Origin of the sequence: Gilliamella sp. BG1 (genome assembly GCF_046635625.1) — a bacterium.
In the GTDB taxonomy this organism is placed as follows: domain Bacteria; phylum Pseudomonadota; class Gammaproteobacteria; order Enterobacterales; family Orbaceae; genus Gilliamella; species Gilliamella bombi.
Window position 1 is genome coordinate 21,013 of the sequence record NZ_JBIDFG010000015.1, and the last position, 15,825, is coordinate 36,837.

Consider the following 15,825-nt stretch of genomic DNA (forward strand, 5'->3'; position numbering starts at 1 on the left):
AACAATACATATTTTACATTGTTTTGTCATATTAAAGGCCAAGTTTATAGCCCTCTGGGTAAAGTGTTGTCTAATCATATTTTTATTTTTTATTAATTTAATTAATTTTTTTCAAAATATTAACTAATTTAGTTATTATTACTTTTGGTAAACGAGGCAATATGAATGCCATTTTGTTGTAGTTTTTGTCGTACTTTTTGTGCCATGCCTAAAGCACCTGCACTATCGCCATGGACACAAATTGATCCTGCCTCAATACGCACAAATTTCCCTTCGATAGACATCACGCCACCATCATTAACCAATTGCAACATGCGTTCGGCAACTAAATCAGGATCATGCAATACCGCTCCAACCTCTTTACGAGAAACTAAAGTACCATCAGCATGATAAGCTCTATCAGCAAAAGCCTCAGCAACTACGTTTAAACCCTTTTCTTTAGCCCATTCAATCAGTTTTGAGCCAGCAAGCGCAACCAAAATAAGCGTGGGATCAACAAGACAAAGCGCATCAATCACCGCCATTGCTTGACGTTTATCGTGTGCAATGGTGTTATATAATGCGCCATGTGGTTTAACGTAACTCACTTTGGTACCGATTGATGTGGCTAATCCTTTAAGTGCGCCAATTTGATAAATCACATCAGCGGTTAACTCATCAGTTGCTATATCCATATTACGACGACCAAATCCCACTAAATCAGGGTAACCAACATGAGCACCCACTTGGACATTATTGGCTTTAGCGGCATTCAACGTTTTTAAAATGCCAGCAGGCGAACCTGCATGAAATCCACAAGCAATATTCGCACTGCTAACAACATTTAGCATTGCTTCATCATTACCCATTTGCCATTGACCAAAGCTCTCGCCAAGGTCACTATTTAAATCAATACATTTGGTGATTATCATATTGCCCTTCTATTTTAGATAGTTAAAAATAGTCGCGACCGACATTATGCCCATATACCAAGTAATTGCGCACACAACTAAACCTGACAACAATAACCATCTTGGATAATGATACCCAGACATAAGATCAGCACGTCTCCAGCCAATATAAACAAAAATAGTTAACCCAAGCGGTAAAACTAAACCATTAAAACCACCAGCAAAGACTAATAATGATACTGGTGCAGTCCCCATAATTAAATAAATTGCAAGCGAAACAACAATAAAAATAATGGTAGCAAACTGACGTTGTCTGTCTGTAATAGTACGTTTAAACGGAGTAATAAACGTCATTGAAGTATAAGCTGCCCCAATAACACTAGTGATGGCTGCTGCCCATAAAATCAAACCAAAAAGGCGCAATCCAAACTCTCCCAAAGCCGCTTGAAATGCTTGCGATGCAGGGTTAGCAGCATAACTTGAAATATCAATTGTCACACCACTTGCCACGACACCTAAAATCGCTAAAAATAAAATGTAACGCATTAAACCAACAACGACAATTCCTTTTGTGGCTGCGCCTGAAACATAATCAATATGCTCTACACCAACCATACCTTTATCAAGTAAACGGTGAGCGCCTGCGTAAGAAATATAACCGCCAACTGTCCCACCAACTATGGTCGTAATTGAAGCAAAATCAACATGGCTTGGAAGCACTGTCTCTTTTAAAGCTTGACCAATCGGTGGATGCGATGCGAACACCACAAACAGTGTCAAAAAAATCATCAACAAACCAAAACCAATCATCAAACGATCTATAAAATGACTCGCTTTACGGGAAGAAAATATGTAAACCGCTAAAAGTGCACTAATTGCCCCTCCCCATTTAGGATCAAGGCCAACCAATGCATTTAAACCTAAACCTGCACCAGCTATATTACCAATATTAAATACTAATCCACCAAATATAATTAACACCGCTAGCAAATAACCACTAAATGGAATGGTTGCATTAGCTATATCTGAAGAGTTCATTTTGGTTAATGCTACAATTCGCCAAATATTTTGCTGAACAACAAAATCGATAATAATAGAGGCTAAAATACCAAATCCAAAAGCAGTACCAAGCGTAACGGTGAAGGTAGCGGTTTGAGTAATGAAGCCTGGGCCAATTGCTGATGTTGCCATTAAAAAAATAGCACTGATTAATGAAGCACGCCGATTTTTAACAAAAGCAACAGTACTACTGCTATGATTTTCCATACGGATGTTTCCTCTAAATATTTATAATTACAAATCTATCCAAAGTTATTTATAAGCAATAACTATGCCATAACTTAAACAAAGTTTGATAAATGTTAGTTAATATAATTACTGTTTTTTGAGCAAAAAACTAATTAAAAATAATTATAATGATTCATCATTAAAAAGTAATAAACTTATAATACTCTAATACAGACCTGATATGCACCAAAATGGTATACATACATATTCTTAAAATAAGGGGATAAACTTTTTATTAAAAGTGACTAAAACATAATAATTTTTATATAGCTATGTGTAAGAGTATTTCAAATATTTTTTAAGGAATAACAGTTATTAAGTGTTTGCTGGTTAAAAAAGAGTTTCCCACCCGCTTATTGAGGATGGGAAACATTGATATTTATTATAAAAATGCGATTATATTTAAGATGTTAACTACAAGTTAGTTATTACAGTATAACCTCAAATAAGGTTATTGATGTTAAAAAATAGCTACCACTAATGGCAAGCCCATAAGGCAATGTAACAGAATTTTTTTTGAAGGATCTGTATATTATTGCAATAATTGCCATTGGTAACCCCAAAAAGGTAATAACGACTAAGAAAAACGGCACACTGTTTATTGGAATAGAAATCAAAAGAATAGTAATTAATTTTATATCTCCAGCACCAACAAGTCGACAATAAAACATGAATAGACCACAAATTAAAAATATAGCTGATGCAATATAATCTAGATGCCCTTTGCCAAGGGCAAAATTCAAAATAACTAAAATGAATATTATTATAACAATTTTATTTGAGATAGTTCGATATTTTAAATCCGTATAACATGAAAATAACAAACATGCCCAAATAGCTAAAATAATAATATCATTAATTAATTCTTGGCTAATCATTAGTATCCTTGTCCTGGAACAAAATCTTTACCATAGACTTTTTTCATCTCGTCTGTAACAAATTCTAATTCTTTGCCTGGCCAAGTAACAGGAAGTGATATGTTACCAAATTTATAGTGATTATTCCATCCTACCCCAAAAGCTCTCCCTTCATCATTCCAATAAACTATATGCTCTTTACCACCATCAACTTTGGTCAAATTGCCAACAATTTCTCTTTTCATAGCCTTATACCCATACATTATTTGCCAAAGGCTAGCTTTTTCCTCAAAAGCAGGAAGCGTTACCCCCCATGTATATATTTCATTCTCATTAGTGACAGCAACACATCCTCCATATCGGCAATAAAGCGTATTAACATCATCCATAACAAGCTGAGGGATAGGGACGCTCAAATCAAACCTTACCTTATAGCGTTTTCCTTCTACATCGTCAAGATACAATTCAGGTTCGTATAGGGTATTTCCCAAATAACCAAATCCAATACCGAGATGATTAGCAGCTCCCATAGCATACACCTCACCTTCCGAAGTTAAAAAAGCAGTGTAACGGTTTCCTCCTGTAATAGTTACTATATCTTCACCACTAATACCTGGCGGCAGGCTAGTAATTTGTATAGGATAGGTTCGAAGGTCATGCCCCCATCCCCCTCCTAGAAGCTTTTGGTGACCATATTGTTCATTTTCTTCATCTCCCCATGCAAAGATTTCACCACGATCGTTTATAGCCCAGGCAGATTCATAACCCGCCCCAATCAATACAATTGGACTATCGTGAAAATATGATTGAGGAATACGATGAACTTCAGTTGGAATAGTACCCGTCTTGCCATTTGCCATTTGCCCCCAAAATGAAGTTCCCCAAGCATAAACCTCTCCACTTCGAGTTAGAGCAAAAGAAGTATATTCTCCACAATTAATCATAACAACATCTTTACCTTCCAAAACTAAACTAGGAGTTAGAAGAAACCAAGGCGTAGTCGCATAACCTCCTGCTTCATGAACACCATTTTGCCCCCACCCCCAGACATTACCTTGATCATCAAGTGCAATCAAATGATGAATTCCTGAAGCTACTTGCGTAATATAAACACCTTTATCGACAAGAACACTAGCCCTAGCGGGTGGAGCGTTGGCATTAACAAATTCTCCATTACCTTGCATACCGTTATTTCTATAGCCCCAGACCCAAACCTCGCCATTTTCTATCGTAACAACTGTATCAACAGAGTTAGCCGCAGTCGGAACTCTTATTGTTGATTTTTTTGTTAACGCAACAGCATCCGTTCTTTCGTTTGCAAATAATGAAAAGCATAAACATGATGCAAATAATACCATTAACTTAATTAGTTTCATTTAGAGTAACCTCTATTTCATTATTGATTAGATTCGTCTTTGTTAACAAAATTACCCGTCTCTGTCTGAATAATTTTTATCATAGTATCAAATAAACTCTGATAATCTCGAGCCTCGTGTAAATATTCTCTATTGCCATTCATACATTTAGTAAACCATTTTCCATACACTTGTGTATATTGTTCATCGGTTGTTAAATTGACTGCATTAGGATCGAGTTTTATATAGTGAATCGTCGCCGTATTAGCTGCTCTTTCAATATAGCCGTTATTTTTATTAGTTGCTGAAGTTAATCCAGCCGTTATTGCTTGGCAAACACCTTCATCCAAAAAATTATCTCTGAGAATATCTGCTCCAGCATCATCTTTACCATCTGTAATAATAATCATCATTTTATTATTAGCAGAGCCATTTGCCATTACAGGAACTGTCCTTAACAAGGCTGTTATAGTGTCTGTTCCTCCGCCAGGTTGCCAATTCCCATTCTGGATATAATTTAGTAAATCCGAATTATGATTTCCATTTTTACTAAAAGGGACTAAATGAGGGACAGCTTTAAATGTTCCTATATGCTTTGATGCTTCTAAAAACCTTCGATGGTTAGTCGGTAAATTAATCACCTTTTCGCTCATTATGTTATTACTATATAAAGGCGATTGGCACATTCCAAAAAATGGCGAAAAATCACTAACAGTAGGCGAAATAGGTCGATTAAATGTTATTGTATTGCTTTTTATACCACTGAACAATGCATCAATTGTACCTTGTACATCAACTGTTCTAGTGTTAGCAAATGAATAATGTACATCAGAATATTTTCCCGAAAACATGTAATCATATAGTTGAACAACTTTACCATATTGGCTTTCAATAATTTTCCTATTTTCAGGACGCAATGGATAATCAGGACTATTTTCACCGCAAGCATACCTTGCTTTTCCCATATTAAGCGTTTCAGATTGATGTCTATTACGGCACAATCCATCGTGCACTAAGGCACTATCATTATTTAATCCTTTCGCTGGTCCAATTATTTGTGAATAATAACGATAATTAAAATAATCCAAATAATAAGTAACCGAGTTTTCATATTTACCTAAATAGTCATAATCTAAATAGCTCTCACTCATCCCTCCGCTTTCCTTTAAATTACTCCATCTAGCATACGCAATGTTTTTATTTGCCCAAAAGTTATAATCAACTTTATCATAGGGGCTTTTCAATTTGTACATAACTGAACAACCATAGCTATCACCACCAGCTAGGTTTTTAGTGTCTTGCTGAACTGGCACACCAATATCATAAGGAACTAATGCAAATTTAATCTCTGAATGTCCTTGAAAATTATTAATAATATTAGCTATTGCTTGTTTCATATATTGAAGACGTTGCTGATCACTATTTCCATTTTGAGGAGAGTAGTCATTACAACCTGTATCGCCATATTGGCATGTTGCTGAACCTGAAAAATCACTAATAAAAGCAATATCAAATGAGTCATATCTATCAAATTTCTTTGTATTACCATAACTTTCAGTTTTATTGCTAACAATCATAGATTGATTTAACTCACCAACTTTTCCTTTGTCTTTACTACTTGTTAAGGAATCAACTTTCTGTTTATAGGCAATACTATATACCTTTGTGTTTTTATTATATTCTATATTAATAGAGGCATCGGCATCTTCTACTAAATCATCACTAATTTTTTGATAAACAAAATAATTAATATAGTTCAATGCCATTTTGCGATTTTGTTCAATTGCTGTCTTATCAGCATTTTCATTGTTTAATGCGATAATCGCCAACGAAGCTTCGTTAGTCGCTTCTGAGATCCTTGCACGGTCGCGCATTGTTTGAGTATGATTTATTGAAACTAACATACAAATTAGCATTGCAGGAAACATCAAGGCGAAACTTATAGCAGCACTCCCTGAAGAACACTTAAAAAAAGATTTCTTATGATTAATTTGTTTATGTCTGTTATGGCTCATATAATACTCTCAAAAGTGTGTTGATTACCGATAATAAATTGGGCAATTTCCATCAGAGCTTGAAATATCATTACAACGTGATAACACTACAATATTGCTACATAAATTTGGTAAAGTATCAGTAGCTTTTCTGCTTGAATTAAACCATTTTAAATAAAGGCTTTCTTCGTTAACTATACACATACTAACTCGATATAAGGGAATCCAACGCCCTGCTAACCCTGTTGTGGGATCAGCAGCACGTTCAACATACGGAACAAGTTTGGAATAGTCAGTAAGTGAGTTATTTGAATTATCAGTCATACTGGGTAACGAATTAAAATAGTCCCCAATACCACCATCATTACATACACCAGAGGAGCAAGAACTAGCGCTTAGATTAACAAGTTGCGCATGAGCCAAGCTTTTGGGGTTAGCAACATCTTGAAAAATAAATAAACTATCGACTTTTAAAGTAACATTACGTCCATTTAGTAATGAACTTGCTAGGCGGCTGAGTTCTTCCACTTGAGTACCATCAAATAACTCATGAGAATTAAAACAGAAGTTAGAATCAGCACATAATGCAGCCACCTCTTGAACTGTCGAGCCATTTATAACTGGATAAATTGCTGATCTTTCACGAAAAATAGAAGCTACAGTATAATTTGCCCGCTCTAATCTATTTTGTAACATGATACTACTGTAAGTATCATAGATAATAAATACTAAAAGTGAAAACAAACAAAAACATGCTGCAAACTCTATTGAAATTATACCGTCTTTATTACGAAAAAAATTATCAGAATATCTCATTTGCTATTTCATTCCTTTAATTATCAATTATTTTAATAAAACTCACGGTAAACAATAGTCTTCTTTTCCAGAGAGCTGTCAAGTATACGACCAAACAGCTTGGAGAATATAGCATTGTAGTCATACTTCAATTCAAATAATAGTATTGGAGCATCGCTAACTGGAGTATTTAGGCAATTATTATTAATTGCCTCATCAATTTTTTTACAGTATTTCACAGTTATTTCAAATTTTTGTGGATCTGCTATATAAGGCCATGAAGGCACTTCAGAATTAATCAACTCCTGCAACTGTTGATTATAGTCTGCATTTTGAGAAATCGCCGTTTTTCTAGTTATTTCTGTAGTCACCAGATCTAAAGCCGAACCAATAATCATAATTCGACTAAATTCTAGTACAAATAAAAATAGAACAATTAAATAAGGAAAAACAATTGCAAACTCTATCGAAACACTTGCATTTTTTTGACCAAAGAATAATTTCCAATATTTAAACATAATTTTTGCTCTACTCTATTATATTAACGATTAATCTTTCTTTTTCTTTAATATTGAAAAAGACATCTTTTGTTTATTTTTTTTAACTTTTTTATTACCAATAATAGCCGCAGCCATTTCATTTATTTCACTGCTAGTATGTGCTTTTTTAAATTTATCTAATCTTGGAATAAATTTGCGTGTAAAATCGATATTTCTACCTAAGAATTCTTCAATATCCTCATTTTGCAAAGCATTTTTTTTATCATAAGGAAGGTTTTCATTTAAACAAACCAAAAAACGTTTATTTAATAAATCCGTATTTTGTGTACTAATACGTGCGATTTCCTCCAAAATTCTCTTAGCAACTTTGATTGAAAAGGGATCTCTATTTATTACAATAAACACAATGTTTGAAAGCTTTATGATTTCATCAAAATGCTTAAACGAAGATTGCAATCCCATATTTTGATCAATAACAGTAATATTGAATTGACCTGAATTTAGATCATCATATTTCCAAGCCTTATCAGCAAGTTCAACTTTTACTCGTAAAGACATTTCAATATCAACAATTGAACCATCTTGAGGAATTGGTGTTTCAAATAAAAAATCTGCATTAGGGCTTGTAGTTGCACCTTGGATATAAAGAAGCGGATAATTTGTTAACGAACTGATTTTTTTTAGTGTATGAACTGCTAATGATGATGTGCCAATTCCACCTTTACAACCTAAAAATGTAATAACGCTACCTACTCTTTGGCTAGAACCAGGTGGAGTAATACTCCTTGAGTGTAAGATATCAGGAATTTTCTCTAATTGAGTATTCTCTAATAAAAAATGAATTCCTTTTTTTAATAAAAATTCAGAAAACTGGATTGAATCATGGCTACCAATAAGTATTGTTGATGCTTGAATTGGAAAAAAACGATTGACATTTTCAGATAATAGCTCAGCATCACCTTCATCTTTAATATCTAAAATAATAGCATCATATTTATTCCAACGTGGGTCCTCTTTTAATTCAGATAATTCTAATGAGAAGATCTCCATGGCTAACACATTGTAAAGGAAAAGCACCGAACGAATATTTTCAATCAATTCAGGTCTTTTGCTTAAAATAGCGATCTGAAAACCAGAAATGCGTCCAACCACAAATTCTTGTGATGGTTCTTTTGATATATCTTTATCTTTTTTATTACCAAATAATTGCATAAAAATCCCACTAATTTTTTATTCAATAAAACCCATATCGTTAATAAACTTTTCACTTTCATTAGATATTGGTACTGTTTTTCGGCGTTGTTTATCCATATTATTCTTAATATTAAAGAAACTATTTACTGCATCTGTTCGCTCTAAAACCGGTAATTCTACACCATCAAAACTATTATTAGGTGTAACTAAATTAACTGTTGCAAATACGACCATTTCAGTCTTTTCACGACCAGTTGTAGTACTACGAGTCAATGCTCCTAAAATAGGAATTTCACTAACAAAAGGGATACGGGATAATGTTTCTGAGTCCTGTTCACTAATTAATCCTGCAATAACAAAGCTGTCACCATCAGATAAATCAATAGTAGAACTTGTTTTTCGAGTTTGTAAAGTCGGTATATTATAGTTATTAAAAGCATATGAACCAGCAACCGAACTCACTTCGTTATTAATAAATAATCTAATGCGTTTGTCATTGTTTACTTTAGTACTGATATTTAATTTAATACCATACTCTTTATAAGTAACTTCAGAATCACCATCTTTACCTTTAGTCACAATGGGAATCTCACCACCAACAAGAAATGCAGCACTTTCGCCAGATAATACAGATAAATTAGGTTGTGCTAAAATTTTAGCTAGGCGATCATTTTTTATAGCACGAATCATTGTAGTAATGTTATGAATATTAAATCCTTTTTTTAGACCTAATAGAGTGAACTCGCCAATATTGTTCATCTTAAAATCTTGACCTTTGGCCATACTATCCAAAGTTAAGCTTTGCCACTCAATACCCAATGAATCAGTAAAAGTTTTGCTAACTTCAACAAAAGTCAATCTGACATTAACTTGATACTCTTCAATTACTCTAATATTATCAATAATATTGTTATATACATAGTAATCTTGGAATGTAAGTTCTTGGTTGACAAAATCTTCACCTGATACTTTATTTCGTATTCGCTCTGCATTTTGCCCAACAAGTGTACCTACAAGCGCCATGATTTTACCTTTTGTTGTAGTGTCGGGTGCAGTACCATTTAGTACATAGACAAATCTACCACTTGGGTCACCGTTATCGTAACGATCTATTGTTACGCTACTATTTGGAAAGTTTTGCGCTAACCTATTTGTAATTTGAGATAAAAGTGGATCGACATTAATGGTGTCATTAATAATAATATTATTTGCATCATCATAAACAAGTAAACTAGTTCTACCATTTTGTTTACCATATATAATTAGTGATTTACCATCAACAACTTCATAATTTGCAACGCTGTCTTGACTAATAAAAACCGTACCTACATTCTCAGGTAAAACAATTGTTTTACTTTGCCCAATATGTAAATTGTGAGTATTAGCAAAAACCAACGGAGAGAAGCTAATTGATAATAAACAAGCTAGCAGTTTGATTTTGTTCATAATTGGTTTAACTTTTATTAGCATTCTTAATTCCCTTTTAGCAAATTAATTTGTTTTTTCTTTGAGAAAATAGCTTTATCAGTTAATGGCCATTTCTTTTCTTTATCACTTAACAAACGTAATCCATCATCAACATTTTGTTTATAAGTACTTGGATACATCATAACTGTGGAATTGGTCATTAGTGTTCTTAATAATTTAATTTCTTGATTTGAAAGCTCTAATTGAACTTGACCTACCTCTTTTCTCTGAAATTTTTGGTCTATTGTATCTCCTAGATCAATATAGAGAATCTTTTTACCAACAATAATTGGTTTTATGCGATTTTTAACAAAATCATCACTAGGTGAAACTAATCTATCTTCTTTATAATTTTTACTATTAGTATTAGACTTAGCTATTTCATCATCACTATAAAATATATAAAGATCAACAAGATCGCCACTCTTTAGATTTTTTACCAAGTATGAATCAATTTGATCCAATTTGAATGGAAACATATAATTTCCTTCTTTTATCGCTGACATTAAGTATTCCTCTGAATTAGGTGCAGCAATAAAACTTCTTTCTATAAATGCATCTTTTGCAATATTATTTTTAGCAACATAAGCATCGATTTCTGTTGCATCGCCTATATATTTGGATTTGTCATTAGACCCAATTTTGACTTCTATCGATTTAAAATAATAGTCATCCTTAGTCAAAATTTTTCTTTTACTAATATCACGCTTAGCAACAGCTACTGTTATGATTTCTGTTTTAGGTTCTTCTTTTTTAGGTTCTTCTTTAACTTGAACTGGTTGCTGAACTATGGGCTCAGCAACAGGTTCAGGCGATGATTTAGTAAATAGTAATGCCAGTCCCACAACTAACATTAATATATATAGAATAATTATTTTTTTTTGTTTCATGCAAACTCCCTAAAATTTTATATCTATTGTTATTATTATTTTTTTTGCACTTATTTATTCTCTAAATAAAAATCAAATGCAAAGCAATGAGCTTTACCGTTAGAATTAGGGCCTGCATCGAAATCCTTCACTATTGAGTCTTGTTTTGTTTTTATTTGTAAAACTAATGTTTTTTCGGCAGTTAAAGTTCCTGTAACATTGGCAAAATCACGATCACTACGAGATATTTGGTTAATGATATAATTTATTCCTTTGCTAGGAAGGGTTACGTCATATAACGATAATTTGAACTCTGTTGATGAAATTTTTTCAATTACGTATTGATTTTTATTTAATGGACTAACTGTTTCAAAAGTTATTCGACTAAATTTTCGATGTTCGCCAGATCGAACAGCTAAAATAGTCGATTGAGTCGCCGCCCGATTGACTTGATTATTTTGTTTAGAATCTGTTTTATTAACAACTGCCGAATTAGTTGCAGTAGCTTGAGAAGCTGTTTTGGATTCAGTTTCTGAATCTAATTTAGCCACACTCGATAATTTAGCACTAACTTCCGACTTATCAGTTGTTTGTGAATTAGTTACTTTTTCAGGCTTAACAACTTTCTTGTCCGTTTTATCTACCTTTTGTGATGCCGATATTTCAATTGTATACTGCTTTTGATTTTCGCTTTGCGCTGGCACAATTTCATTAAATTTAATCGCTTTAATTGGCTCGATCTGTTTTAGTTCTTGTATTAATATTTCTGGCTCACTAGATAACCTATGCCCTAAGCAAAATGACTTAGCTAATTGAATTTTATTTAATTTAACTAACGTGTAAAGCAAGTTATGAAGAATGGTTTGGTCACGATATCCTTTTGTATATAAAATATTTAAGTGCTTATAAGCCTCATTATAATCTTGATTCAAAATTGATAGCATAGCTAGATTATTTGTGACTTTGTTCTCATCATAAAAGTTTTCTCTAGCTAGATTGAATGAATATCGTGCAGCATCGTATTGTTTCTTTTTCAACAAAACAATACCTTTTACATTATACGCTTCACCGTTTTTAGGATTAATCGTGATTGCTTTGTCTAAATATTCTAATGCAGTGTCATTATTCCCCATTTTTGATTCAACATGACCATACAAAACAAAAAGATTATCATTTTTGCTTTTATTTAAAACAGGGGTTAATGTTCTTTTTGATGCTTCATAATCATTAGATAAATAATAGACTTGAGCAAGTTTATATCTTGTATCTTCAGTATCAGATCTTTGTAAACGTTGTTTATAAAGCTCAATTAAACCACCATAATTTTTTGTGGTTTCATGAATGAAAATTTTTTGCTGCTCATTTAAATCATATCTTAAGGTACTATTTTGACATCCAGTAGCAACAAACAATATTGAACATACCGCAATAAATTTCGGATTTATTAACACTTTTGGTTTACAGAATTTTAAAAAATCATTCATTATCTCTAGATCCTTAATTATTCATCTGACTTAATGTCGATATAATATTCATAATAACTGGCGCAACTACAACAACAAGAACAGGAACTAAAAAGAATACCATCATCGGCATTGTCATTTTAGCTGCAATAGCAGCGATTCTTTCTTCTATTGTTAATTTTTGTACTTCTCTGATTTCAGCTGATAATTCTAATAAAGCGTCATAAATCGAATTACCATAACTAATACTCCTTTTTAAAGTAATACAAAACATTCTGACTTCTTTACACGGTACTTCTTTCAAAATTAAATCAATAGCGAGCTCGATACCATTAACATCCATCATTAAACAAGCTCTTTCTAAAATAGTTGCCACATCCCTATTAATTGGTTTTACTCTTGTGCTTAAATATCTAAAACCATTTTCGACTGTCATACCTGATTTCACCATAATTGCCATCATATCAATGATCAATGGTAAATCTTGTGAAATTCTTTTAATTCTTTTTTCTGTTTGTTTTTTTACCAATCTATCAGGCAGAATAATGACTATAATAATAATAAGGAATAATACAATTAGTAATATATTTGAACTAAGTTCAATAAAAGAAAATATTTGATTCACAAGATAAAAAAATGAAAATCCGATAATGATAGCGTAAATCTTCCAACTATTTTGTTCTTGAAAACGGCGCAAAAAAGTTAAGCTTATACTATTTTTTTCAGCGAGTCTCTCAAAAGCAAGATTTCTTTGGTTAATATGCTTTTTAGGTGTTCTCTTTTCTTCATTTTCATTACTTAATAACAAATTAAGTTTTTCTTTTCTTTGATGCAACAAATATAAGCAGACTAATTCTCTACTACCTATAAAAATTAAAATAATGGGAATTAATATATTTAATAAATTCATCATAATTTAAATGACCTTATTAACCATTCCTTTTATAATGAAAAGCCCAATAACCACACTACCAAATATATAATATAAAACATAATGACCAGCTGTTGTGCCAACCAATTGTTCATAATTTGCTGGTGAAGCAAATTTAAGAATAAAAATAAAAGCAAAAGGCATACCACCTAGTATTTTCATAGTCATTCTTAATTCAGCCGTTTTACCGTCTCTAGTTTTAGTTAAAATTCGATTGTTTATTAACATTTTTGTTAACCGACTAAGAACTTCTTTTAATTCTCCACCACTATCTAGATTAACCATTACTGTCAAAATAAAAAAATAATATTCTGGAAATGGAAGCCTTAAATAAGATCTTATTAACACATCCTCAATATTTTCACCAATTTCAATTCGGCTATCCACATCCTTCATTACTTCACCAACAATTCCACCAATAGAATTTCCACACGTTTTAAAACTTGTTGTTATTGCACCACCAGATGACACAACACCTGTAATAGTGTTTAATGCTTCAGGAAATGTATCGTAAAACTCTTTTTTTAACTTTCTTTTTTTTATATAAATAATTATAACAATTGTGATAATAATACTAACTAAAGTAGCAAAATAGCTATTATAGTTAATATACTTTTCATTCAATATGATACCTGCAACTGTACCTGCAAAAATATAAACAAACAACCGACTTTTTGATTGCCCTATTACAAGAAAATTGTAATCAGCTCTAATCATCATTTTAATATTAAAGCTGATGCGTTCCCAAGAGGATTGCTTTTTTTGAGATAATTGTCTTTCGACCAAACTTGATAACGAAGTATTTTTAGTTTCGACATTATAAAATACTTGTAATCGCCCACTACGGCGATGCAATGCAAAAATATTTATAATGGCAACAAAAATAAGCACCAGCGAAAGAAGTAGAATCATGTTTTTAAACCTACTGCATTTAACATTAGTTTTTCTAACACATCTGACATTTCATAATATTGAGCACTATCATAAAGTGCAGATCGCCTAACTAATCCATTACAGACAAATTCACCTTGAATCTTACCATTTCCGTCTCTTTCGTCATGAATTTTAAACTTAAAAACGTCATGAGTAACAATATTATCGGATTCTAATCCCATAACTTCAGTAATACTCATTACTTTACGTTGTCCATCTGGAAGGCGTGAAGCCTGAATAATATAGTTAACGGAAGAAGCAATATAATGTCTAATTGCAACAATAGGTAATTCAGGTTGAGCCATAATGATCATACTTTCTAATCGAGATAAAGCATCTTTAGCAGTATTGGCGTGTAATGTCGACATTGAACCATTGTGACCCGTATTCATAGCTTGAAGCATTTCAAAAGCTTCTTCACCACGGCACTCCCCTAAAATAATTCGATCTGGTCGCATACGCAATGCATTAACTAAGAGATTTTGCATAGTTACTCTTCCACGACCATCTTCACCACCTGATTTGGTTTCCAGTCTAAGCACATGATCTTGCTGCAACTTTAATTCAGCGGCATCTTCAAGTGTAATAGTTCGCTCATGTTCACCTATAAATCCAGACAATGCATTAAGCATTGTTGTTTTACCAGAACCTGTTCCACCTGAAACAATAATATTCATTCGACATCGAGCAGCAATAACTAAAAAATTAGCCATGTCCTCATTTAGTGAACCATAGTTGATCAAGTCATGAAATGTTCGACGGCCAGTACCAAATTTACGAATTGACATCGACGTTCCATCAATGGCAACTGGAGGAATAACAACATTAAGTCGGCTACCATCGGGCATCCGTGAATCGACTAAAGGATGTGCCTCATCAATATTTTTACCGACTTTATTGACTAAACGTCTTGCGATATCAAGTAGTTGACGTTCGTTTATAAAAAACTTATCCGTTTTGGCAAGGACCCCGCCCCGTTCAACATAAATACTATAAGGACCGTTGACTAAAATATCATTAACCGTTTCATCTTTCATTAATGAGTCAATTGGACCATAACCAATAATTTCATCGCAAATCATACCTGCCAATACACCCGATTCATCGGCAGTAATATAAGCATTGCCAGAATTAACAATATCTCTGATTATTGTTTGAATTTCACGCAAAACTCGATTGGGTTCGTTTTTTAATTGCTCAATTAAATCAAGATCAAGTACTTGAAAAACCAAGTCACGAACTCTACCCCATTCATCAGAAAACTTAGATTGTCCATTAGCCATAACATTT

The 15,825-nt window shown here is 32.7% G+C and carries 14 protein-coding genes; all 14 read right to left on the reverse strand.

What is annotated here, in order from left to right; translation table 11 throughout:
• Positions 1–128: 128 nt before the first annotated feature.
• The 14 genes from ACGH80_RS09090 to ACGH80_RS09155 all read right to left on the reverse strand — a co-directional run bounded on the left by ACGH80_RS09090 (position 129) and on the right by ACGH80_RS09155 (position 15,818).
• On the reverse strand, positions 129–905 hold the full coding sequence (locus ACGH80_RS09090) for a LamB/YcsF family protein (protein ID WP_411578458.1): 777 nt from the start codon (positions 903–905) through the stop codon (positions 129–131).
• A gap of 15 nt (positions 906–920) precedes the next feature.
• Positions 921–2,156, reverse strand: coding sequence for an NRAMP family divalent metal transporter (locus ACGH80_RS09095; protein WP_296301270.1), 1,236 nt, complete (start codon positions 2,154–2,156; stop codon positions 921–923).
• 449 nt (positions 2,157–2,605) lie between these two features.
• Complete coding sequence (locus ACGH80_RS09100; RefSeq protein WP_174799024.1) at positions 2,606–3,055, reverse strand: prepilin peptidase; 450 nt, start codon at positions 3,053–3,055, stop codon at positions 2,606–2,608.
• Entirely contained in the window at positions 3,055–4,410 is a 1,356-nt protein-coding gene (locus ACGH80_RS09105; RefSeq protein ID WP_411578444.1) for an RCC1 domain-containing protein, read from the reverse strand. The genes ACGH80_RS09100 and ACGH80_RS09105 overlap by 1 nt, the downstream gene beginning before the upstream one ends.
• Positions 4,411–4,430: 20 nt before the next feature.
• Positions 4,431–6,293 carry a hypothetical protein gene (locus ACGH80_RS09110; protein ID WP_411578443.1) on the reverse strand — a complete coding sequence of 621 codons (1,863 nt, stop codon included), beginning with the start codon at positions 6,291–6,293 and terminating at the stop codon, positions 4,431–4,433.
• A gap of 135 nt (positions 6,294–6,428) precedes the next feature.
• On the reverse strand, positions 6,429–7,199 hold the full coding sequence (gene tadF / locus ACGH80_RS09115; protein WP_174799021.1) for a tight adherence pilus pseudopilin TadF: 771 nt from the start codon (positions 7,197–7,199) through the stop codon (positions 6,429–6,431).
• A gap of 32 nt (positions 7,200–7,231) precedes the next feature.
• Complete coding sequence (locus ACGH80_RS09120; RefSeq protein ID WP_174799020.1) at positions 7,232–7,696, reverse strand: TadE/TadG family type IV pilus assembly protein; 465 nt, start codon at positions 7,694–7,696, stop codon at positions 7,232–7,234.
• Positions 7,697–7,726: 30 nt separating this feature from the next.
• Positions 7,727–8,890: a hypothetical protein gene (locus tag ACGH80_RS09125; protein WP_174799019.1), complete on the reverse strand. Its 1,164-nt coding sequence runs from the start codon at positions 8,888–8,890 to the stop codon at positions 7,727–7,729.
• A gap of 18 nt (positions 8,891–8,908) precedes the next feature.
• Positions 8,909–10,342, reverse strand: coding sequence for a type II and III secretion system protein family protein (locus tag ACGH80_RS09130; RefSeq protein ID WP_174799018.1), 1,434 nt, complete (start codon positions 10,340–10,342; stop codon positions 8,909–8,911).
• Between the two features lie 2 nt (positions 10,343–10,344).
• Complete coding sequence (locus ACGH80_RS09135) at positions 10,345–11,229, reverse strand: hypothetical protein (protein WP_174799017.1); 885 nt, start codon at positions 11,227–11,229, stop codon at positions 10,345–10,347.
• A gap of 50 nt (positions 11,230–11,279) precedes the next feature.
• Positions 11,280–12,692: a tetratricopeptide repeat protein gene (locus ACGH80_RS09140; RefSeq protein ID WP_411631009.1), complete on the reverse strand. Its 1,413-nt coding sequence runs from the start codon at positions 12,690–12,692 to the stop codon at positions 11,280–11,282.
• Between the two features lie 13 nt (positions 12,693–12,705).
• The gene (locus ACGH80_RS09145) at positions 12,706–13,584 is read right to left on the reverse strand and encodes a type II secretion system F family protein (protein WP_174799015.1); all 879 of its coding nucleotides are present in this window, start codon (positions 13,582–13,584) and stop codon (positions 12,706–12,708) included.
• A 3-nt stretch (positions 13,585–13,587) separates the two neighbouring features.
• Complete coding sequence (locus tag ACGH80_RS09150; protein WP_174799014.1) at positions 13,588–14,514, reverse strand: type II secretion system F family protein; 927 nt, start codon at positions 14,512–14,514, stop codon at positions 13,588–13,590.
• Positions 14,511–15,818 (reverse strand): CpaF family protein, encoded by a 1,308-nt coding sequence (locus tag ACGH80_RS09155; protein ID WP_174799013.1) that lies wholly within the window; start codon positions 15,816–15,818, stop codon positions 14,511–14,513. Before ACGH80_RS09155 ends, ACGH80_RS09150 begins: the two co-directional genes overlap by 4 nt.
• Between the last annotated feature and the right edge of the window lie 7 nt (positions 15,819–15,825).